The 23,418-nt window shown below is 32.3% G+C and carries 24 protein-coding genes and 1 pseudogene; 9 read left to right on the top strand and 16 right to left on the bottom strand.

Annotated elements, in window-relative coordinates:
• Nucleotides 1-7 precede the first annotated feature (7 nt).
• Together EQ029_RS03170 and EQ029_RS03165 are read left to right on the top strand one after the other, a co-directional pair.
• Entirely contained in the window at nt 8-1,441 is a 1,434-nt protein-coding gene (locus EQ029_RS03170) for a PTS transporter subunit EIIC (protein WP_057504783.1), read from the top strand.
• Nucleotides 1,442-2,314 (top strand): MurR/RpiR family transcriptional regulator, encoded by an 873-nt coding sequence (locus tag EQ029_RS03165; protein ID WP_011275064.1) that lies wholly within the window; start codon nt 1,442-1,444, stop codon nt 2,312-2,314.
• 235 nt (nt 2,315-2,549) lie between these two features.
• Here the strand turns inward: EQ029_RS03165 and EQ029_RS03160 are convergent, their stop codons facing one another.
• Nucleotides 2,550-3,938: an amino acid permease gene (locus tag EQ029_RS03160; RefSeq protein ID WP_016931124.1), complete on the bottom strand. Its 1,389-nt coding sequence runs from the start codon at nt 3,936-3,938 to the stop codon at nt 2,550-2,552.
• A gap of 421 nt (nt 3,939-4,359) precedes the next feature.
• Between EQ029_RS03160 and EQ029_RS03155 the strand changes: the two genes are divergently transcribed.
• Nucleotides 4,360-4,710, top strand: coding sequence for a hypothetical protein (locus EQ029_RS03155; RefSeq protein WP_011275062.1), 351 nt, complete (start codon nt 4,360-4,362; stop codon nt 4,708-4,710).
• A complete protein-coding gene (locus EQ029_RS03150; protein WP_011275061.1) occupies nt 4,710-4,901 on the top strand; it encodes a hypothetical protein in 192 nt (63 codons plus the stop codon). Before EQ029_RS03155 ends, EQ029_RS03150 begins: the two co-directional genes overlap by 1 nt.
• Nucleotides 4,902-5,005: 104 nt before the next feature.
• On the opposite strand, the gene EQ029_RS03145 is transcribed toward EQ029_RS03150, so the two are convergent.
• Nucleotides 5,006-5,197, bottom strand: a complete 192-nt coding sequence (locus tag EQ029_RS03145; RefSeq protein ID WP_011275059.1) for a hypothetical protein — start codon at nt 5,195-5,197, stop codon at nt 5,006-5,008.
• A gap of 4 nt (nt 5,198-5,201) precedes the next feature.
• Nucleotides 5,202-5,846, bottom strand: coding sequence for an HAD family hydrolase (locus EQ029_RS03140; RefSeq protein ID WP_011275058.1), 645 nt, complete (start codon nt 5,844-5,846; stop codon nt 5,202-5,204).
• Nucleotides 5,847-6,157: 311 nt separating this feature from the next.
• Here EQ029_RS03140 and EQ029_RS03135 point away from each other — a divergent pair, with 311 nt between their 5' ends.
• On the top strand, nt 6,158-6,688 hold the full coding sequence (locus EQ029_RS03135) for a hypothetical protein (RefSeq protein WP_057504784.1): 531 nt from the start codon (nt 6,158-6,160) through the stop codon (nt 6,686-6,688).
• A gap of 314 nt (nt 6,689-7,002) precedes the next feature.
• Here the strand turns inward: EQ029_RS03135 and EQ029_RS03130 are convergent, their stop codons facing one another.
• Nucleotides 7,003-8,604 carry an alpha-glucoside-specific PTS transporter subunit IIBC gene (locus EQ029_RS03130; protein WP_016931125.1) on the bottom strand — a complete coding sequence of 534 codons (1,602 nt, stop codon included), beginning with the start codon at nt 8,602-8,604 and terminating at the stop codon, nt 7,003-7,005.
• Between the two features lie 190 nt (nt 8,605-8,794).
• Between EQ029_RS03130 and EQ029_RS03125 the strand changes: the two genes are divergently transcribed.
• Nucleotides 8,795-9,556, top strand: coding sequence for a MurR/RpiR family transcriptional regulator (locus tag EQ029_RS03125; RefSeq protein ID WP_011275055.1), 762 nt, complete (start codon nt 8,795-8,797; stop codon nt 9,554-9,556).
• A gap of 190 nt (nt 9,557-9,746) precedes the next feature.
• Here the strand turns inward: EQ029_RS03125 and EQ029_RS03120 are convergent, their stop codons facing one another.
• From EQ029_RS03120 to hutG, 7 genes are all read right to left on the bottom strand, one after another.
• Nucleotides 9,747-10,265: an SRPBCC family protein gene (locus EQ029_RS03120; RefSeq protein WP_011275054.1), complete on the bottom strand. Its 519-nt coding sequence runs from the start codon at nt 10,263-10,265 to the stop codon at nt 9,747-9,749.
• Between the two features lie 144 nt (nt 10,266-10,409).
• Nucleotides 10,410-11,705: a Na+/H+ antiporter NhaC family protein gene (locus EQ029_RS03115; RefSeq protein WP_057504785.1), complete on the bottom strand. Its 1,296-nt coding sequence runs from the start codon at nt 11,703-11,705 to the stop codon at nt 10,410-10,412.
• Nucleotides 11,706-11,824: 119 nt separating this feature from the next.
• Nucleotides 11,825-12,436 (bottom strand): flavin reductase family protein, encoded by a 612-nt coding sequence (locus EQ029_RS03110; RefSeq protein WP_057504786.1) that lies wholly within the window; start codon nt 12,434-12,436, stop codon nt 11,825-11,827.
• A gap of 77 nt (nt 12,437-12,513) precedes the next feature.
• Nucleotides 12,514-13,395, bottom strand: a complete 882-nt coding sequence (locus tag EQ029_RS03105; protein WP_016931129.1) for an SDR family oxidoreductase — start codon at nt 13,393-13,395, stop codon at nt 12,514-12,516.
• A gap of 122 nt (nt 13,396-13,517) precedes the next feature.
• A complete protein-coding gene (locus EQ029_RS03100; protein ID WP_037558641.1) occupies nt 13,518-14,651 on the bottom strand; it encodes an amidohydrolase in 1,134 nt (377 codons plus the stop codon).
• On the bottom strand, nt 14,648-15,829 hold the full coding sequence (locus EQ029_RS03095; protein ID WP_172458782.1) for a SulP family inorganic anion transporter: 1,182 nt from the start codon (nt 15,827-15,829) through the stop codon (nt 14,648-14,650). Before EQ029_RS03095 ends, EQ029_RS03100 begins: the two co-directional genes overlap by 4 nt.
• 189 nt (nt 15,830-16,018) lie before the next feature.
• Complete coding sequence (gene hutG / locus EQ029_RS03090) at nt 16,019-16,954, bottom strand: formimidoylglutamase (protein ID WP_011275047.1); 936 nt, start codon at nt 16,952-16,954, stop codon at nt 16,019-16,021.
• Nucleotides 16,955-17,209: 255 nt separating this feature from the next.
• Here hutG and sdpC point away from each other — a divergent pair, with 255 nt between their 5' ends.
• On the top strand, nt 17,210-18,301 hold the full coding sequence (sdpC, locus tag EQ029_RS03085; RefSeq protein WP_057504787.1) for a peptidoglycan release complex CPBP-like subunit SdpC: 1,092 nt from the start codon (nt 17,210-17,212) through the stop codon (nt 18,299-18,301).
• Nucleotides 18,302-18,398: 97 nt separating this feature from the next.
• Here sdpC and EQ029_RS03080 read toward each other — a convergent pair whose 3' ends face one another.
• Nucleotides 18,399-19,091 carry a ribose 5-phosphate isomerase A gene (locus EQ029_RS03080; protein WP_037558646.1) on the bottom strand — a complete coding sequence of 231 codons (693 nt, stop codon included), beginning with the start codon at nt 19,089-19,091 and terminating at the stop codon, nt 18,399-18,401.
• A 163-nt stretch (nt 19,092-19,254) separates the two neighbouring features.
• Between EQ029_RS03080 and EQ029_RS03075 the strand changes: the two are divergent.
• A pseudogene (locus EQ029_RS03075) lies at nt 19,255-19,908 on the top strand (MOSC domain-containing protein).
• A 68-nt stretch (nt 19,909-19,976) separates the two neighbouring features.
• Here the strand turns inward: EQ029_RS03075 and EQ029_RS03070 are convergent.
• From EQ029_RS03070 to EQ029_RS03055, 4 genes are all read right to left on the bottom strand, one after another.
• A complete protein-coding gene (locus EQ029_RS03070) occupies nt 19,977-20,987 on the bottom strand; it encodes an aldose epimerase family protein (RefSeq protein WP_037558647.1) in 1,011 nt (336 codons plus the stop codon).
• Between the two features lie 30 nt (nt 20,988-21,017).
• Nucleotides 21,018-21,344 carry a YnfA family protein gene (locus EQ029_RS03065; protein WP_011275042.1) on the bottom strand — a complete coding sequence of 109 codons (327 nt, stop codon included), beginning with the start codon at nt 21,342-21,344 and terminating at the stop codon, nt 21,018-21,020.
• A 202-nt stretch (nt 21,345-21,546) separates the two neighbouring features.
• Nucleotides 21,547-22,296: a hypothetical protein gene (locus tag EQ029_RS03060; protein ID WP_037558652.1), complete on the bottom strand. Its 750-nt coding sequence runs from the start codon at nt 22,294-22,296 to the stop codon at nt 21,547-21,549.
• On the bottom strand, nt 22,289-22,486 hold the full coding sequence (locus EQ029_RS03055; protein WP_037558655.1) for a helix-turn-helix transcriptional regulator: 198 nt from the start codon (nt 22,484-22,486) through the stop codon (nt 22,289-22,291). The genes EQ029_RS03060 and EQ029_RS03055 overlap by 8 nt, the downstream gene beginning before the upstream one ends.
• A gap of 213 nt (nt 22,487-22,699) precedes the next feature.
• On the opposite strand from EQ029_RS03055, the gene EQ029_RS03050 reads away from it, so the two are divergent.
• A complete protein-coding gene (locus EQ029_RS03050) occupies nt 22,700-23,308 on the top strand; it encodes a DNA-3-methyladenine glycosylase (RefSeq protein ID WP_037558657.1) in 609 nt (202 codons plus the stop codon).
• Nucleotides 23,309-23,418 lie beyond the last annotated feature (110 nt).

The raw sequence follows: 23,418 nt of genomic DNA, 5'->3' as shown, positions 1-23,418 counted from the left end.
CAACGATATGAATAAGGATCAACAATTGGCCCATCACATCTTAGATGCGGTTGGTGGCATTGATAATGTGGATAACATTATCCATTGTATGACACGTGTGCGCCTAAAAATTAACAATGAGACACAAGTTGATTATCCTAAACTTAAAAACATAGAAGGCGTGCTCGGAGTCATACAAGATGAGCGACTTCAAATTGTGGTCGGACCTGGAACGGTAAATGAAGTATCCGCAGAAATGGTAAAGCTAAGTGGTGTTCAATTAGGTGAAGATATCCCCCATCGTAGCAACACGTCAAATATTAAAAATCAAGCACAACAAAACAAACGTGAATTCCAACAAAAGCGTAAACAAAGTAAAATGAATACAATTTTAAAGTCAATTGCTAATATTTTCATACCTCTCATACCCGCATTTATAGGAGCTGGACTTATTGGTGGTATTGCAGCTGTATTGAACAACTTTATTACTGCTGGTACCATTACAGCTGATTGGGTAAAACAACTTGTGGCCGTATTAAATGTCATCAAAGATGGCATGTTAGCCTATCTAGCTATTTTCACTGGTTTTAATGCAGCAAAAGTATTTGGTGCAACACCAGGTTTAGGTGGTGTCATTGGGGGTACGACTTTATTAACAGGTATTACTGAAGATAATCCAATTAAAAATGTATTTACTGGCGAACCATTAATAGCTGGTCAAGGTGGCATTATAGGAGTGATCTTAGCGGTATGGTTATTAAGTATAATTGAGAAAAAACTACATAAAATAGTTCCCAATGCTATAGATATTATTGTGACACCAACAATTTCATTACTTATCATAGGGTTACTAACTATATTCTTCTTTATGCCTATAGCTGGATTTATTTCTGATGGATTAGTAGGCGTAGTGAATTGGGTAATTGGTGTAGGTGGTATATTTAGTGGATTTATTATAGGTGCATTTTTCTTACCACTAGTTATGTTAGGATTGCATCATATTTTCACCCCAATACACATTGAATTAATAAATCAGTCAGGTGCAACATATTTGTTACCTATTGCCGCTATGGCTGGTGCAGGTCAGGTTGGGGCTGCATTAGCACTATGGGTAAGATGTAAAAATAATACTACTTTAAGAACTGCAATTAAGGGTGCGTTACCAGTCGGATTTTTAGGAATTGGAGAACCACTTATTTATGGTGTTACCTTGCCATTAGGTCGCCCATTCATCACAGCATGTCTTGGTGGTGGAATCGGTGGTGCAGTTATAGGAGGCATTGGTCATATAGGTGCCACTGCTATCGGACCTAGTGGTATTTCATTATTACCGTTAATTGCCCATCAAAAATATTTAGGTTACATCATAGGGTTATTATCTGCGTACCTAGCTGGCTTTATTTTCACATACTTCTTCGGTACGACTAAAGAAATGAGAAACTTAAACAAACTAGGTGATTAGATGACAAACATTTTATATTTAATCGACGAAAATTATGCTTCATTTTCTAAAAATGAAAAGAAATTATCACGATTTATATTAAACTCACCACATAAAGTTATTAGCATGTCGAATCAAGAGATTGCTAAAGAACTTGAAATGAGTGTTTCGACGTTAAATCGATATAGCCAAAAATTGATTAATCAAAGTTTTCATGAAGTTAGATCACAACTTGCGATGTTATTTCCAAAACAACAAGCACCTTATAAGATAGAATTGCTTAACAATGAATCGGTAGATACTTTAAAAAAGAAACTTTATCATCGTGCAGAAGAAGCACTTCTAAAAAGTTCTACATTTGCAGATAACACAACGATTGATAACATATGCCAACATTTTAAACGTGCAAATAACATCTTTATCTTTGGTTATGGTGCATCGTATGTCTGTGCGACGGATTTATATCAAAAATTATCTCGAATTGGGCTAAATGTCCAACTTGTTCAAGAGACTCATTTATTCACAACCATGTTGTCTACACATGACAAAGAAGATTGTGTTTTATTTATAACTAATAATGGCGATCAAAGTGAACTTCGTGCAATGGTGAAAGTTGTGTCGGATTATAATATCCCTATTATTACAATTTCAAGTTCAGAGCATAATCACGTAGCTCAGCATTCTGACATTGTTCTGACATATGGACATTCAGATGAAAATGAATTACGTATGGGTGCGACAACTTCTTTGTTTGCGCAAATGTTTACCATTGATGTTCTTTTCTATCGTTATATCGCACTAAACTATGAATCGTCATTAGACTTCATCACACAATCTAAAATGGCTCTTGATAATTATCGAAAATACCTATCTAATGTGGAATTTAAACATTAAGATTTCTATTAAAAACTCAAGACATATAGAAAGTAATGAATATGAACAAAGTTTATTATTCTTCTTTTAACTTAAGTTATTCACAGTTAAGCTGCTATTAAGTAATAACTATCACAAAAAGAGGTTGAGACAACGTTAATGTCTCAACCTCTTTTAAACATGAATCTAAGTACTTTGTGCCTTAGTTTAGTTTGAATAATGTGTTGATTATTTATAATATGATTTATTTAGTATTCTATTTAACTTTTCGGAATCCATCATTTTTATGATGTCCGCGAACGAAGTAGTATACAGTTACCGCAGCTAAGAAAATAATACCAATCACTACAGAAACAACAGTTTCTTTGTTAAATAACATTCCTACTAATACGACTAATAAGAATAAAATCGTAATTGCACTTGCAACTGTACCGCCAGGCATCTTAAATGGATGTCCTTCAACTTTTTCAGGATGTAATTTTCTGAATCGAATATGACTAATTAAAATCATAAACCAAGGAATCATACCCGGTAAAATAGATGCACTATAAACATATACGAAAATACTATCTGCACCTTTAATGAATAAAGGAAGAATAACATTTAATAATGCACCAACTAAAATACCTAAAGCAATGGCTAATACTGGGTAGAATGGTACACCATTTTTCATTACTCTTGTAAAGATTTTAGGCATTTGACCTTTTTGTGCTAATGTAAAAATCATACGACTTGCACTAAAGATACCTGAGTTACATCCAGATAATGCTGCTGTTAATACAACGAAGTTAATTAATCCTGCTGCAAATGTGATACCAATTTTTGCAAATGTAGCTACGAATGGGCTTCCGATTTCACCTAATTGATTCCAAGGATAGATAGAAACAATTACGAAAATCGCTCCAATGTAGAAAATCAAAATACGCCAGATAACACCATTTACCGCACTTTTGATATTTTTCTGTGGATCTTTAGTTTCACCAGCAGTAATACCAATTAATTCTACACCTTGGTAAGAACCAATAACAATTGATAATGCAAAGAAGAAACCTACGAATCCATTTGGCATAAATCCACCATGAGACCATAAATTAGAGATACCAATCGCATGGCCACCATTACCAATACCGAAGAAGATTAAACCGAAACCTGCAATGATCATTAATACAATCGTTACAACCTTAATCATTGCAAACCAGAATTCAAATTCACCGAATGCTTTTACTGAAGTCAAGTTAGCTGCTAGTAATAATAGTACTGCAACCACACCAGGAATCCATTGAGGTAAGTTCGGGAACCAATAGTTCATATATTCACCGACTGCAATAACTTCACTCATACCTACTACAATCCATTGGAATATATTACTCCATGCCGTCATATAACCTGCAGCAGGGTGAATGTAATCACTTGCAAATGTTGCGAAAGATCCAGTAGTTGGATTTAAATAAATCATTTCTCCCATTGCTCTCATGATTAAGAATAAAAAGATACCTGCAATTAAGTACGCAAAAATAACTGATGGACCAGTCCATTTAATTGTACTAGTTGCTCCCATAAATAAACCAACACCGATAGTACCGCCAAGTGCGATCATTCTAATCTGACGTGCACTTAGCCCCCTATGTAATTCATTGTTATCCATTAAAATAACCCCATCTCTATTAAATCTAAGGTTCGAATACTTTTGTCTTTCAGAAAACCCTCTTTTGCTTTCCTTCTTTTCCCTTAAAAGTTCCTTTACCTTAATGAAGTTATTATACTATAATTTGACAAAATTAAAACATAAATTTTACAAATTTTTGAAATCGCTTCCATTACTGTTATGATTATGCTTTGCAAAATTTAAAAAACGCCGATTTTACAACGTTTTTAGTAATAAAAACAAGTTACTTTTTACAATAATTTTTATTGAAATATTTCACTTTAAAAAATAAAAATCATTTTATACTATTGCATATAATCAATTCGCCATAAATGTATTGATGAGCGTTTCGTAAAAATTAATTTAGAGTGTGATATACTTTTGGTAGATTTTTACTGTTAAGTAAAAGGAGAATTAATTCATGCAGTCATTATTAAAAAAGAGCGTTAAAATTTCTATAATATTTGGTATTGTTTTCTTTCTATTAAATTATTTCAGTGCCAATCATGATACAGTAAATCCGTTAATAATAAGAACGATTATCGCAACTTTAACTTTTTTCTTATTATATTTAGCAGTATTTACGATCTTCAATTCAGATGAACGCAAACTTAAATTTGGCATTACGTTACCCATCTCTTTAATTGTTTGCTTAATTATAGGTGGAATCTTTTTTACGCTTGAGATTGGAATTATTGCGGGGCTTATCATTGGCCTAGCAGCTGGTTTTATTTGGGAATGGATTGACAAACGAAATGGAGGTACAAATTAATGTCTGTCACAATAGGAATTATATTAATTATTGTCTTACTTATTCTTAGTTTAGTGCCTAATTACAAAGCGATGCAACAAGCGAAATCGCAAGGACAGAAATCAACCCGTTTTACAATTATGGTAGGTATTGATTTAATTCTCATCGTATTATTAGTTGTTACAATCATACTAAAATTATTCATTAACTAAACTCATATGATTTTCAGTCATAAAAAAAGAGATGGAATGGCAGTGGAATATTATTCAATGTTCCTACCCTTTTCCCTCTCTTTTTTTAAACTATACTACGTAATCTAAATTCTTCCTTGCAACAATAAGTAATATCCAATAGTAGCTAAAAGTAAATAGATCATTGTTCCAACTAAGAAAGAACGCATTTGAACTTTAAATGGTATATGTTTGCTAAATATTGGACCTAAAACTAAATTTCCTATGCCTATTATAATAGGACCTGCTAAAAAGAATAGGATAATTTGCCACGACATAAGTTTACTCCTTATTTGGTTCAAAGAAACGATTTTTTATTTGCTCAAAGCTTAAATCTTTACCTACAAAAGTTATGGCAGAAAAATCTTGTGCTTCTGTCATCTCGTTAGTATTAATTATTACATCCAATCCAGCATTCATAGCACCTGTTGCGCCATTTGCTGAATCCTCTATAGCTAAGCAATGCGCCGGTGAATAATTTAGACGTTGAACAGCCGTTAGATAAAGTTCTGGATCAGGTTTAACCGCTTCGACATCTTCTCTTCCAACAATAACATCGACATACTCATCGATACCCAAAGCATTTATTGTAGGCATAATTTCTTCTCTATAACTACTTGTTGCAATCGCCATAGGTATGTGTCGTTGTTTCAAATATTTCATTAATGAAGAAACTGTATCAATAATGTCGAGTTCATGGCTCGTATCATTATGCTCATCATATATTTTTTGTTTCTTTTCTAAACCAATCTGTTGCTCAATATAGTCATGTAAACCTTGAGCGTGTCCTCCTATATGGCTTCGATAAAACTCCAGTGAAACAGGCTTCACACCATGAAAGGAAAGATGCTTATTAATAATGTCGTATAGGTGTTTTTCTGTATCTATAATTGTACCGTCGAAATCAAATACTACAGCTTTATACATAAGTTTGCTCCTTTAATAACTACAATTATTGCTAATTTTATCATATGAATATTTGATTTTCACACTTCACTAATGAACTTACTAAACACATTTCAACTAATAAACAATCAACATTTTCATATTTATTTCATGTTAATTATCGTTACGTTTATATTACAAAATAATTAAATCGAAGTTCATTCAAAAGTCCTAGTGATAATATCAAAAAAGAGTGATACAATCAGTGTGTATAAAAGAACGGTGTACTTTATTAGGGAACTTTAAAGCTAAATGCTTTTTACATACGTTAAATAAATATAGGAGGTCATTGCATGTTGTTAGACAAATTTGAAACTTACATTATCAACATTGTAGGTTTAAAATCTAGATCAACTCGAAAACATTTAATCAAAGTCTGTAAAGACGTTAAATTTTGCGATTCATTTCAATATTCAATAATCAAACACGACGATATACCAGTTTTAGAAGTTAGCTTACCTAAGCAACAACTTCCATATTTCATTAGTTTTTTTAGTTTTTACCAATTTTCAATTTATCAGATTTTATCTCCTAAACGATTAAATACGCTATTAGATACTGAACAAACATATCAAGCTTCTAAACGTTTCGACTTAGCAATTGATGGCCTCCAAGATGCATTCATAAAAGATAAAGTCATTGATATTATGACTTATTTCTCAAATAATTATGAAATTAAATATACTTTAAACAACAACTGTGCAAGCGTATGTTGTGCACCTGAAACGTTTAGTAAATTACTACAAACTATTGCATGTAGAAATATTGATATTCTTTCAGCATCTTATAAAACACGTGCGATGCATAAAGCAAATATATCTTAGTTACATTCGTGAGATTGTAATTGAATATATTTAAAGCTACATATCTAATTTGCTCTAACTTACTGATCTGAGAAGATACACTTATAGTATTTTCTCATTTTTTTATTTTGTTTAAATAGTAGTTTCTCAATATAAAGTCTTGTTAAGCAAACTTACATTTGTATTACTGGCATCAATTATAAGAAATATAGCATCTCAACAAGTTACATATCTTTAAAACAATTATAAAAAAAGACAATTTCTATGTTATTTCATTAGAAATTGTCTTTTTCACTTGTCCATGAACATAATGTCACAGACTCTATATTGATTAATTATTTTTTATCACTATCATCATAAACTAAATGTTCAAATGCTTCACGTACTTGGGGCACAGTCATTCCAACAACGACTTGTACATTTTTACCGCTTTTAACTAATCCGTGCGACATTTGTTCATGAGTGAAATATCCACTATCTTCAACTTTTGTTTCATCATTAACTGTTAGGCGTAAACGTGTTGTACAATTAGTAACGTCTTTAATATTTTCTTTTCCGCCTAATCCTTCTAAATAATAATGTGCTTTCGCTTCATATTCATTGCTAGGTTGGAATCCAGAATTGTCAGTACTTCCATCGCCTTTTTTCTCTTTATAATCTTTTTTAGAGAATAATTTAACTTCTTCTTCAGCTCGACGTCCAGGTAATGGAATATCAAATTTCAAGATTAAATATCTGAATACAACGAAATAGATACCTGAGAAAATCAATCCTATAACAACTTGAGCTACATAAGTTAGCCAGTGATTTTGTCCTAACGGAATCCAGTTCGTCGCGATGAAATCAAGTAATCCACCGCCCATGTTACCAACAACACCGAAACCATACATAATTGTATCCATTGTCGCTGCTAATAATGCATGTATAACAAATAAGTAAGGTGCGATAAATAAGAATGTAAATTCTAAAGGTTCAGTAATACCAACAACTACCGCAGTTAATGTAGCTGGTACTAATAACGCAGCAACTTTTTTACGATTAGCTTTAGGAGTTGTAGAATACATTGCTAATGCGATACCGATAGCACCAAACACTTTACCGTTACCTTGTAACATGAAACCGTAATGGAATTGTTCTTTTAACGGTTTACTACTTTCAGCAAATTCATTTAAATGTCTAAACCATTCTGCTTTAAGTCCGTCTTTTGCAACAACCGGACCTACTTCAATTGGTGCATAGATAAAGTGATGTAAACCAGTCGGTATTAACACGCGTTCTAAGAAATGATACAACCAAACACCGATGTAGCCTGATGCGATAATGAAATGTTGCATTGATTCAATACCATTTTGTATTGTTGGCCAAACGACACAAGTAATTGCAGCTATTGGCAACATAACAAAGAATGAAATTGTTACAACAAATGTTAAACCTTGGAATACACCTAACATCTCTGGTAATTTTTTACTATAAAAACGATTATGTATCCATGTCACAATGGCAGAAATAATGATACCACCTAAAATATTAGTATCTAAAGTTTCAATACCAGCAATCGCTTTTAATCCAGTTACATTTTCTACACCTTTTTCTAAATTAGCACCAAATGTATGTGGCCATTGCGTTAAAATAGCGTTGATAAAGGTATTAAACATTAAATAGCCCATCAATGCAGCTAAAGCCGCATGACCAGGGGCCTTCTTAGCTAGAGATAAAGGCAATCCAACCACAAATACGATTTCCATATGATTGAAGATAACCCAACCACCTGATTCAATTACAGACCAAAATTTAAACCAAAATGTATGATCATTTGCTAATCCACCCATGATGGTAGGATTTTTGAATAATGTTGCAAAACCTAATACTATCCCAAAGAATGCAAACATTAATACGGGAACAATCATTGCACTCCCAAAACGTTTAATAGCGTTCATAATTTAACCCCCAAATCTTTCTATGTTGTACTTAAATATATCGTACATATAAAAGCGTTTTCTTAATATCTATTATAGTAAACGCTTACACTTATACAATGACGTTGACCGATTTTGAAATAATTTTGTATAATAAGTTTATGTTTTCTATACATGAAAATATTTTCAGGGAAGAATAAGAGGTGTCTTTGTGCTACTAGATGAAAAAGTAAATGCCAATTTTGACAAGTTAAATGATAATGACCTACAAATTGCACACTTTGTAAACACGCACGTAAATCAATGTAAAACTTTGAAGATACACGAACTTTCACAATACACTCATGCATCTAACGCTACCATTCATAGATTTACACGAAAGTTAGGATTTGATGGTTATAGTGACTTTAAATCCTATTTAAAATTTGAAAGTGAACATTTAAGTCAACTACCTAAAGATTCGATGGATGCTTTTAAACAGGAAATAGAGACAACACTTAGCTATTTAGATCGTATTGATTATAATTTGATTACCGATAAACTTAACCAGGCGTCTACCGTCTACTTATATGGTACTGGTCGTGCACAGAAAAATGTTGCGGACGAAGCTCAGCGAATATTATTAACGATGCATAAAAATATTATCGTGTTACATGACGTTCATGAGTTAAAAATGGTACTGAATCGTTCGATTGATGAAGATTTATTCTTTATTATTTCTCTATCTGGTGAGAGTCACCAACTCACAGACGTTACAAACCTACTTCAATTACGCCAAAAATATTTTATCTCAGTTACAACAATGAAAGATAATTCATTAGCCCAAAAAGCGAGCTATAACGTTTATGTATCAAGTAATACTTTCTATTTATACGATGGTACAGACTATTCAAGTTTTATTAGTTATCATATCTTTTTTGAAACTTTACTCAGAAAATATAATGAACGTAAAGATAACGGTGAACTCAGTTAATCTTTATCGCAACTAAATATCGGTACTGATTAATTATTAACACATCAAAACCCCAACAAGGAGATTGTCTTTGTAAACTCTCCTTGTTGGGGTATCCACCTTAGTAAGAATAACTAGATATTTGTTAATATTGATATCAAATTTTCTCAGTTTAGACTGATAACGTGAATTCACGCAAAGGCCTAAGTTTTTATTTTAATAGATTATTGTCTTCTACATATTGTTCAAGTATTTGATGCATTTTATCAAACATTAATTCTAATCCGTGAACAGTAGAATCGTGATATTCCTTTTTCTTTTGTTTGTATTCTAATGTTGTTAAGCGTCGTTCACGTTCAACTAATGACTGATAAAAGAAAAACATTTGTGTGCCACCGTTTTCACGCTCTTCAAATTCAACTTCAATGACATCCTCTTGATCACTTAATTCAGGCATACCAATTGTCATTTTTATATACTCATTGTCAACGAGTTCTTGATACGTACCTTGGATAATATTTTGTCGTCCATTACGTGAATCAACTATGCGATATGAGCCACTTTCAGTCATATCTACATCAATTGACTTATTCGTACGTTGAGATGTCATAAACCACTGTTTTAATAAATCAGCATCCGTCCAAGCTTGGTATACTAATTCTGGTGAGTATTTTAATAAACGTTCGATATGAATTTCAACATGTTCATTCTCAACATTATACTTTGCCACTTGTTTCACCTACTTTCACTCTTATATCTATTTTAACGCATTTCAATACAGTTCCAAACTTTGAACTATTAAAATATTTAATTATTTTAATTTTTCTTATTAAACATGCTAATTATAAGTCTATTATTGTTATTTGTCTTTACTTTAAGATTTAGCTTTAACACGAGGGTATCTTAATATAATAGCTATAATGCCGCATATCCCTAATAAAAATGAATAAATGCAGTAAGGCATTACACTAAATGGTGATATACTTGCAACGCCAGCTGCAGCTATCACTTGTGGGCTATAAGGTAAAAAACCTTGAAAGCACCCTGCAAATATATCTAATAAACTTGCAGATTTACGTGGATCAACATCATATTCATCTGCAATATTTTTGGCTAATGGACCTGACATAATAATTGAAATTGTATTATTAGCTGTTGCAATATCAGCTGCGCTCACTAAACCAGCAATACCAAATTCAGCACCACGTTTAGTTGTAACTTTAGAACGAACAAAATTTAATAACCATTCAATTCCACCATTATGTTGAATAATTCCAACTAAACCACCAATTAACACTGCTATGATTGCAATGTCTTCCATACCTATAATACCCTCTGATACTGCATTTAGTAATCCTTTCCAACCAAAAAAACCATCAAATAAGCCAATAGCACCTGATAATAACGTACCACCGATTAATACAATGATTACATTTACCCCTACGAGCGCTAATACTAATACTAGTACATAAGGGATTACCTTAATTAAATTATAATCATAGCTTTTAGAGTGATCTATTGAGATACCGTTAGTAAGGAAGAATAAGACAATAATTGTTAATATTGCTCCAGGTAGTACAATCCAAAAATTCACTTTAAATTTATCTTTCATTCTTGTTTTTTGAGTTCGAACAGCAGCTATGGTAGTATCTGAAATCATCGATAAATTATCGCCAAACATAGCACCACCTACAACAGTACCCATTGCTAACGCTGCTGGAATATCAGTTGCCTGCGCAAATCCAAATCCAACAGGTGCTAATGCAGCAACTGTACCTACAGAGGTACCCATTGAAATTGACACAAACATACAAATTACAAATAATCCAACGATGATTAAATTTTGAGGTATCAATGATAAACCTAGATTTACTGTTGATTCAACACCGCCCATTTTTTCAGTGGTAGTTGAGAAAGCACCAGCCAATATAAATATAAATACCATTAAAATGATATTGGAATGACCTGCTCCTTTTGTAAACACTTCAACTTTGTTAGCAAATGTTTCTTTCCTATTCATTATTAAAGCAACAATAACAGTAATCGTGATAGCTACATTTAAAGGCATATTAGTGAAATCACCTGTAATGGTACCTACACCTAAAAACAATGCAATAAATAATAATAATGGAAGTAACGCCCATGCATTGCCTTTTCTTTGTTCCTCCATACTAAACCTACTTTCTTTTATAAAAATAATTTTATTATTAAAGTTACAAGATTACTGTCATACCGTCAATAAAATTTTATGAAAATTACATATTAAAACCATAGTTAATGTCTAAATTATCAATTACTTGGACGCTCAATTGTAAATTGCTCACCTAATTTAGCGTAATCATTACCTGCTAAACGGGCTACTGGTTTTAATTGTTTCGCATCAATTTTACTATCACCAAAATATACATCATCTTTTATGTGGTACTTAACAATTTTTCCAATAATTAAATCAGCACCATCATCTTCAGAGCCTAATAAAATCATTTGTTCAAGTTGACATTCAAATCTAATTTTAGCTTCCTTTATAGCTGGAATATCAATCAGATCAGATGAGATGGTGTTGAGTTCTGTTAAATCAAGTTCATTATCTTTAGGATTGATAGATGCAGCGGTCTTATTAATTTCCTCAACATTATCTTCATCTGTAACATGAACAACAAATGATTGGCCGTTTTCTATATTAATTGCCGTATCTTTACGCTTTCCTCCTGCTCTCTGTGCCGAAATAGCAATCATAGGTGGCGCATTATTAACTATATTAAAAAAACTAAATGGCGCAGCATTTATATTTCCTTCGATATCAGAAGATGTAACAAATGCTATTGGCCTTGGTATGATTGAACCACTTAATAGTTTATAATTTTGGATATCTGATAGTTGATTAGGATCAATGTGTTTCACTGTAATCCACTCCTTTCAACATAAAAACGCAAGAGTCTTTTTTGAAACCCTTGCGTTGGATTTATATTCTGAGATATTTAATTGATTTGGATGCCACCTGTGACGCCAAAAACTTGACCAGTCGTATAACTTGATTCCTCTGAAGCAAGTAATACATATGTGCCTGAAAGCTCTACAGGTTGTCCAGCTCTACCTAATGGCGTATCTTGACCAAATTGGGGAATCGCTAATTGTGGTTGACCACCTGTTATTTGAAGTGGAGACCAAAATGGACCAGGTGCAACACAATTAACGCGAATACCCTGTTCCCCTAATTGCTCAGAGAAACTTTTTGTTAATGAAATAATCGCTGCTTTTGATGCTGCATAATCATGAATCAATGGATTTGGATTATAACCTTGAACGGATGATGTTGTAGTGATTGATGCACCAGGTTGTAAATAGTCCAATGCTTTTTGAATTGTCCAGAATACTGGATATACGTTTGTTTCAAACGTTTCTTTAAAAGATTGTGTATCGAACTCTTCTAATTTATCGTGATACTGTTGATGGCCTGCTACTAATGTTACATTGTCTAAACCACCTAATTCTTTATACGCTTGTTCAACTAAATCATAGTTAAATTGTTCATCACGAATATCTCCAGGTATTAATACAGCTTTACGTCCTGCCTTTTCAATGACAGCTTTAACTTCTTGAGCATCTTGTTCTTCACTTGGAAGATAGTTAATTGCAACGTCTGCCCCTTCTTTGGCATATGCAATCGCTGCTGCACGTCCTATTGCTGAGTCTCCTCCTGTTACAAGCATTTTATAATCTAACAATCGGTTATGACCTTCATACGATGTTTCACCACAGTCAGGTTGTGGTGTTAGTTCAGATTGAAGTCCAGGTAGTTCTTGTTCTTGTTTTTCATAATCAGATGTTTTAAATTTTGTTCTTGGATCTTGTGCACCCATTATTTACTCATCTCCTGAAACATGTTTAGTGTCTGTTTACCCGTTCGTCATGCTTTTTAAATCACATTTTAAAAATTGTAATATAGCTACACAAATCAAACTCTTAAATGGAACATCGATTATTAATTAAATGCTGTGTCGTCAAGCAATTGATAAATCAACGTTATAAAGTACTCAGGGACCTTCTCAAGTATACGCTCATCTGGATCAAACTTTGGATGATGTAAATCGTATTTACTATTAGAACCAATAAATGCAAATACCCCTGGATGGTTAGCCAATAAGCCAGAGAAATCTTCCCCAATAGTATATGGATTCTCTAATTCTATGATTTGATAACCCACCTTTTGAGCAGCTTCCTTAGCTTGCTCAGTTAAGTATGCATCATTAAAAACTGTTCCTGGCAGCTTAGTATATATAACTTCTATATCGACATTGAACAGTTGCTCTAATCCTTTAGCAATCTCTTTAAATCGTTGTTCTATATAATTTTGAACCTCTGGCTTAAATGAGCGCACTGTACCTTGGACATATGCTTGGTCAGCAATCACATTCCATGTATTTCCAGACGATACTTCTCCAATAGTTACTACAGCGCTATCAAAAGCTGATATATTTCGACTTACAATCGTTTGTAAACTTGTTATTAATTGACCAAGTACCATGACTGGATCATTACCTTGTTCTGGTTTAGCAGCATGTGCACCTTTACCGTGAATTTTAAATTCAAAACGGTCTACTGCCGATGTAATTGGTCCAGATTTAATTGCAAATTCTCCAATATTTAAAGTTGGATAGTTATGGAAACCTAATATCGCTTTAACATCGTCTAATACATCTGTCTCTGCAATCGCTTTGGCACCATATCCCGTTTCTTCTGCAGGTTGAAATATAAATTTCACGCGACCTTTAATCTTATCTTCTTGTTCTTTTAAATTTGTGGCAATGGCTAGAATACTTGCCATATGAATATCATGACCACACGCATGCATCACACCTTCATTTGTTGAGGTAAATTCATGTTCAACTTGCTCTGTAATTGGTAAAGCATCTATGTCTGTACGAACAGCAATACAAGGTTCACCATGTCCTATTTCAGCTATAAGCCCTGTTTCTAAAGGATAATCTATTATTTTTATTTCATAAGCTTTTAATATACGTTTTAATCGCTTAGTTGTTTCATATTCTTTCTGAGATACTTCTGGAAATTGGTGAAATGTACGTCTCCATTTAACATAATCATTGTAAGTTGTCATAGCGACGGTCTTCCTTTCTTTGTAAAAATAAAGTGAATGACATAATAAATAAGTGTGCCTATAACGACGCCTATAGCTAAATTGTGTGACATTAATATTAAAATAATCGTTATGAACATTACGATACTATGCTTTATAGGTGCTTCTTTTAAATGTTTAAACGTGCGTCTATCAAATGTATTCAATGATATTGTAATTAATACCGAAGCCAACACTGCCATAGGAATAAAACCTACAATCGGACCTAAAATAACGACGCATGAGAGAAGAAATAAACCTGTAACGAATGTGGCTAATCGAGTAGTAGTACCCATTTTAAAATTAAATTTTGATTGACCTACTAAGGCGCTTGAACCATATCCACCTAATAACCCGACAATCAAATTAGCTAACCCTTGACCAATGACTTCTCGATCTTTATTGGAATGACTTTGTGTAATTACATCCATCATTTCATTTGTAAGATTTGTTTGTACTACGGAAATAATAGACATGGTTAATGCATATAAAGTAATAATACTTAATGCATGTAAGTTTAAAAGTTCTGTATAAACAGAAATTTTAGGAAAGGTAAGTCGAATTTCTGCTAAATCGTGGACTAGTTGAACATTCGGTTTAAGAAAATAACTTGCTATAGTCACCACAATTATAGCTATAAGCGGAGCTGGCATAAATCGAATAAATATTGAAGATAAATAAATTATTAGAAATGTAGCGATTGCTACTAAATAAGTCGCAGTAGTTATACCAAAAATATATTTTATTTGCGTTGTAAGTAATAGAATACCCAATGCATTCATAAAGCCAATAACAACAGTATCTGGAATATGATTAAGGATCTTATCTATGTGACACATGCCAAATATAATTAGAATGATGCCCATTATAAGCGTGGCCATAATTAAGTAATGAATATTGTATTGTTCTACTAGTGGTGCACCCACTATCGAAATACCACTACTTGGTCCAGACACCATACTTATTCGTTCTCCAAGAAAGCTAATGAATAGCATCATTAATCCACAACTCATTAACCCTATCGTTGGACTGATATGAACAATAAATGAGAAGGCTATAGCTACAGGGAGTAGTGCTAAACCCATTAAGATACCTGCCATTATATTTTGCGAGATTTCTCCAAGCCATTGCTGCTTATAACTTAACCGCTTCATCACCATCCATTACCTCCCTAATTATTTATATCGTAACATAATTGTCAAACTTTTCTATCAATTAAAAGTAATTAAAAAAGTAGAACAGAATTCAACGCAAATTCAACGTTCTACTCTTTCATGTTTGAATTTAATTTTAGGGATTATAGTCATCTTCCATTTTCAGAGTCATATACGACAATTTAATTCTACTTTTTAAACTAGGAAATGATGGATTAAATTCGCCGCTAACTTTGACGTACGATTATCAACATCATAGTCTGGGTTAGTTTCTGCAATACTAATTGATGATACCTTATCGCTTAATATTACACGCTTACTTATTTCAAATACTGAATGAGGATATAATCCTAATACACTAGGTGAACTTACACCAGGCGCGAACGCACTGTCAATAACATCCATACATATGGTAAACATAATCGTATCATGGTCATGAATAAATCTTTCTATTTTATCTTTAATAGTCGGTGACACTTGATGTAAAAGTTCGTCCGCATAGACATAAATAATATTATTGTCTTTTGCATAATCATATAAAGCACGCGTATTACCACCTTGAGCCAAGCCTAAAACTAGATAATCGACATTTTCATCATTATCTAAAATTTCTCGGAACATAGTGCCAGATGTAGGTGGCTCATCAGGACGTGTGTCAAAATGAGCATCAATATTGATAATTCCAATTGAAGCATCTGAATAGACTTCTCTAGTAGCCAAATATTGTGCATATGCAATATCATGGCCACCTCCAATTAAAAAAGCCTGTTTATGTTGCTTAATAACCTTAGCAGACAATCGTGCCATCTCTTGTTGCGTTTCTCTAAGATGATTACTTGTATGTTCAACATTACCGTAATCAATCAACATTTCGCATTCACTTAAATCTGGAAGTTTCGCGAATTCATGTTTTATGATATCTGGACCCTTCCTTGATCCGATTCTACCTTTATTGTTTTCAACACCTTTATCCACGGCATATCCTAAGAGACCAACACCTGTCTTATCACTTACGTTTTCCATATTTTCCAAATTAGCGAACTTTACTGTTTGAAAATGTCTAAACTGTTTAGGATCTGTTTCACTATCCAAACGACCAGTCCATAGTTTTGGATTACCTTGTGTATACATTATGTTGCCCCCTATTTATTTACTCTATAGCATTATCTTACATCATAATGAGATTTATCGTTACCATTTGTTTATATTTATGATTACCCTTTTCAAATTAATTTAAGACATTAAAAATTGTTTTCAATCATATAAAAATAATTCAAGACTATTACATTTTAATGATATTTAAAATGGACAATTTATTTATGGCCTTGTAATATGTATAATATTAAAGAAAGAGTTTTTACGGTTACCCTAATGGAGGTTACATAAATGAAGTCGAATCGTATATCAGGATTTCAATGGGCGTTAACTATCTTCGTATTCTTCGTTGTCACGATGGCGCTATCATTAATCCTACGAGATTTTCAAGCATCAGTAGGTATTAAACGTTTTGTATTTGATATTACTGATCTTGCACCGTTTATCGCAGCAATTGTTTGTATTATTGCATTTAAAGATAAACGTACTCAATTAGCTGGATTAAAGTTTTCAGTTGATATTAGAGTCATTGAACGTATATTACTAGCATTGATTTTACCGCTAGTTATTTTCATGATTGGCATGTTTAGTTTTAACACATTTGCCGATAGTTTTATTTTATTACAAGCAACTGATTTATCTGTATCAGTTCCTACAATTATTATTGGTCATATTTTAATGGCATTTTTTGCGGAGTTTGGATTCCGTTCTTATTTACAAAATATTGTAGAAAATAAAGTCAATACATTTTTCTCTTCAATCATTGTCGGTTTAATTTATTCTATATGGGCCGCTAATACGACATATGGAATGGAATATGCGGGATACCATTTCCTTTATACTTTCATGTTCTCAATTATTATTGGTGAACTCATACGTGCAACTAAAGGACATACGATATATATCGCTCTCGTATTCCATGCATCAATGTCATTTGCACAAGTGTTCTTATTTAGTGAAGAAACTGGCGACCTATTCTCAATGAAAGTTATCGCATTAAGTACGACGTTAGTGGGCATTGTCTTTATCATTTTAAGTTTAATTATTAGATTTATTGTTTATAAAACAACTAATCGTTCACTTGATGAAGTTGAACCTAATAATTATTTAGACCATATGAATGATGACGATACAACTACTTCAAATGAAACAAAGTCTGAAGATCATGAACATAATGATAAAAAAGACAGCTTCACTGAGAGTCAACTTAATGAAGATCATGTTGAACTTAAATCACAGTCTGAGAATCAAACTGATTCTTCAAATGAAAAACTTAAAGAGAACACATCTTATAAAGAAGATAGACGTTCATCTGTAGTTGATGATGCTAAGGATGAAATAGATCAAATGAAAGATACATCTAGTCACAAAACTGAGAAATAAAGCTTATATTACGCCTTCTTTTAAAGGCTAAGTGCACATACAAATATCCAGAAAATGAATCTTTCTTAGTTCATTTTCTGGCTTATTTTTATTTATTTTAGTTAGATTTGTTTATGATTTTAACGCCATCTTGTGTACCTACTATAACTTGATCTGTTATATTTAAAAAATATCCAGTTTCTAAGACACCTGTTAGATGAATTAAATACTCATGAAATTGATATGGATCAATCTGTTTATTTAACTGACAATCTAAAATGTAATTGCCATTATCCGTTATAAATGGAACATCATCACTCATTCGACGCTCTGTGATAATATCATCATAAGCTTCAATTTTTTTAGCGATATGGAACCAATTGAACTTATCCACCTCTACTGGCAGTTTAAAACTTTCACCTAAGTAATTTACGAGCTTGCTTTCATCTGCTAAAACTACAAAACGATGAGCCATTTCATCTATTACTTTTTCGCGAAATAGTGCTCCACCACCGCCTTTAATTAAATTGATATTAACATCCACTTCATCAGCGCCATCGATTGCTAAATCAACATAACCAACATCATTGATATCAACAACATTAATATCTAGTTTTTTTGCAATAAATGCACTTTTATTAGAAGTACACACGCCAGTGATATTTAATTGTTCTTTGTGAATTCTTTCAGCGAGCTTTGGAATAAGAAATTCAATGGTACTACCCGTTCCAATTCCTAGCACCATATTATCTTCAATTTGAGCTACAGCATCATCTACTGTCATGATTTTAAGTTCTTTAGAATCTTTCATTTAACTGTGACCCCTTTTCAAATATACTCACTCATTATTTTACATGACGTTCAAACAAATACCTAGTTCAATATCGGAAATTATTTTATCATTTTTCTTATATTTTAATTATTAATATAGTAAAATTTTTCTTAACACCTTAATTAAGGGGGGGGCAATTAATATGATTTCAGTATGTGCAATTTCAGTAGGACAAATTAAACAATTAGATTACGGTCAAAAGAGAGAAATGTTGTCCGCTTTGAATAAATCTCCTATTTCTGAAACAATGTGATTATCAAGAACTGGATTTGTTGAGGATGAACAGGCATATAAAGACCATGGTGGTCCACATAAAGCAGTATGCTGTTTTAGCAAATCTCATTATCAAATGTATAAAAATGATTTAAATACGATTCCTAATTACGCAATGTTTGATGAAAATTTAACTTTGAAAAATTTAGATGAATCAGACGTGTTCTTTGGAAATCAATATCGTTTAGGTGAAGCAATTTTAGAGGTATCTGAAATAAGAGAACCTTGTTGGAAAATTCAAACAAAGTACGGTATAAAAGACTTAGTTAAAAGAATGTCTACTAGTGGAAAAACAGGCTTCTATTTTCGAGTGTTACAAGAAGGATATGTAGATCAAGATGATGATTTAGAATTAATTCAGTTGGCAGATGAAGCAACTCGACTTTCTGTACAAGAGCTTAATGATATTTACTATAATGATCGCAAAAATGTATCCCGACTGAAGTATGCGCTACAAAATCCATATTTATTTGAAATGCGTTTAGCTAAATTACAAAAGTTATATGATAATGCAATGAACTAAATTCTATTAAGCATAATATAAAGCGGATAAATCGTACTGACGATCTACCCGCTTTAATGTTTTTTACTTTATTTTTCTGATATATGATAAGTTGTTTTAGAATAAAAATGCTCGTTAGCTTTTAAAATAGAGTTTGCTTTATTACCATACAAATTAATATCATTAGGTAAAAATTGTGTTTCTAGGGATATACCTGAATTTGGTTTATAAATATTAAAATCACTATCCCAATCTTTCGTATCATTAAATGTATAGATGACAACGTTTGGCATAGATGACGTAACATCTAATTGAAACTCATCATTTTCAATGAAAAATTGTTGATTTCCAACATCAAAAGGGTGATCTAATCCATTTCTTGAACCAATTTGCTCTTTAAGTAGTTCATTATCAGAGTTAAAAATATCACTAAAAGATATACTGTTTGTTTTAAAAATAGCTAACAAATCAATTGAACTAGTATTTTCAATAAGATTGTTTCGATCAATTGGATACATATTTAATTGCTCACTCTTAATTTTATGATTATCTATAACATTATTGTCTCTATTCAAATTAAAATAAACATGATTAGTTGGATTAAATAATGTATCTCGATTTGTCTTTGCTTCATATTCTACTGTCCAACGGTGTTCGACGTCATAAGTATGTATCACTTTAATAGTCATATCCCCTGGATACCCATCTTCCATTGACTTTAGTTGAACTGTAAAAGTAACCTTAATATTCGTGATATTATCTTGAATGTCGTAATTAAAAAGTCTTTTATCTAAACCATTACTACCACCATGAAGGTGATGTACGTTATTATTAGCTTCTAATTGATATTCCTCATCGTTCAAATGAAATTTGGCATTTCCAATACGTCCAGCATAGCGACCGATAGTAGCACCGAAATGATACGGATTTGATGGATAAAACTCATCCGCTTCAACTCTATTGCCTAATACAATGTTGTTATCATGGTACTTCCATGATACGATGCGCGCACCGAAATTTGTGAATACAATATTGGTTTCATCGTTGTCAATTTTAATTAAGTCAATACCATGTCTTTGCTTTTCTACTTCAACTATCATTACTTACGTCTCCCTCTTAAACACGCTTAATCAGGTTCTGCTCGGTAATATCATAACGCATACACCAATAATACATATGCATGCTCCAATTAAATCGTACTTATCAGGTGCTTGTTTATCGACAATATATGCCCAAATTAAGCTCATTACAATAAACACGCCACCATAAGCAGCATAAACACGACCGAAAGTTGGAAACGACTGGAATGTTGCAATGACACCATACATCATTAATATGACGCCACCTATAAATCCCAACCAACTTGATTGTCCTTCCCTTAACCACAACCAAATTAGATAGCCACCACCAATTTCACAGAGACCTGCTAATAAAAAGATAAAGATTGAATAAAGCATTGAAATGACCTCCAACTTGTAATAAAGTTATCCTCATTGTATCAATGCAATGATACCTTTATCTATTTTAAATTTAAGCACAGACTTTTTCACATACATATTGTTACACTTTTTTTATTAATATTCCATAGATTTTATATAAATTAAAAAATGAAAACGCTCTCTATTAAAATTTTTAATAGACAGCGTTTGCGTAAAACATTTATTCATGAAGTGTGCTGCGAATTTGTTTGTTTTTAAGTTTGAGAATCAATAATTCAACAACAATGAATATGATTGTAATATAAGCAGCCAATGGCATTTGATGCAAGATTAATTCGATGATTACATCAACGATACACACAATAGTTAATCCGATTGTTATCCAAATGAAATTAGTCGCATGTACTTTTAATATGACTAATTTCTGTTGTTCATCTGCATATCTATAATTTGGGATTAAATTTAATACGCCTTTAGGTAACGCACCACGATTCTCTATGGTAGGTGTATCCATTTCTGTATATTTAATTCGCTTATCATCAAACATACATAATGCGACAACTACACCTACTCCTAAAATAAGCCAACTCGGTTCAAACACCCATTCATAGTTACTTGTATGATTAATGTTCGGTGTTACTATGTTAGCGATGAGAACCAAATAAACTATCCACAGAATAAGATAAACAATTCTTTTTAATTTAGAATGACGATTTAGTTTTGATTTATCGCTAAAGTCATGTACATAAATATGAATATCATCAACTGTTTCTGAATGAATTGTTAATTTACAAACAATAACAATTAAAAGTAATAAACTACCGATAAAAAATGGTGAAAGAAATTGCCGTTGCAAGTCGTTGAACATTGCAAAAGCAATGATGGCACATAGGAAATTTAAACTTAAAATGCCAAGTTTAGCTTGCAATGTAATTTTTTCTACTTGCAAAGCTTCATCATTTTTAGTCATTCTCTACCTCCCAGAATAAATCATTCAAAGTAACACCTAGCGTCTTAGCTATATTAATACATAATTTTAATGACGGATTATATTTATTATTCTCTATCATGTTAATGGTTTGACGTGATACTCCAACTAATCGTGCAAGTTCTAATTGCGAAATCTTCTTTACACCACGATAAACTTTAACTTTATTCATATTTCCACACTTCTTTCAACATCCCATATTATTCATCATAACGATATAATGCCAACATAGTCAAATATATATGACACTTATATTTAAGTCTTTAAATTCTTGGTTAATTTCAATTATAATTGCAATCATAATATATTTTAATCGTGTTATACCAGTCTAAGCATCAGCTTTAATTATCAGTTATTAAATTTTCAAGAGGAAGAAGGTGTTCATGTGGATTTTGTATCAAGACCAACGACTGAAACCGCTAAAGCGTTATTAGGTGTCAAAGTCATATATGAAGACGAATTTCAAACGTATAGTGGCTATATTGTTGAAACAGAAGCTTATTTAGGTTTTACAGATCGAGCAGCTCATGGATTTAGAGGTAAGCAAACGCCAAAAGTGACTTCACTTTATAAAAGAGGCGGCACCATTTACGGACATGTGATGCACACACATCTATTAGTGAATTTCGTAACTCAAAACGAAGGTGTCCCTGAAGGAGTACTGATTCGAGCTATTGAACCTTTAGATGGCATTGAAATGATGAAACATAATCGTAATAAGTCAGGATATGAATTAACAAACGGACCCGGAAAATGGACAAAAGCATTTAATATACCTAGAGCAATTGATGGCGCCACATTGAATGATTGTCGCTTATCCATTGATACTAAACATCGTAAATACCCTAGGGATATTGTTGAAAGTGCTAGAATTGGCATACCGAATAAAGGCGACTGGACTAATAAACCGCTACGATACACGGTTAAAGGTAATCCATTTGTGTCACATATACGTAAATCAGACTGCCTCAATCCAGATGAAACTTGGAAATAAAGAAATTAAACATTCTAGAAATTTTATTACTTAGAATTGGCCTTTATAACTATTTCTAAATTGTTTAATATCAACAAATCTATTTTCATGGATATTACAAATTAATATTC

Origin of the sequence: Staphylococcus haemolyticus, from assembly GCF_006094395.1 — a bacterium.
GTDB classification, from domain to species: Bacteria; Bacillota; Bacilli; order Staphylococcales; family Staphylococcaceae; genus Staphylococcus; species Staphylococcus haemolyticus.
Note: the sequence above shows the minus strand (reverse complement) of the source record. Positions and strands in the feature narration are given on the sequence as shown.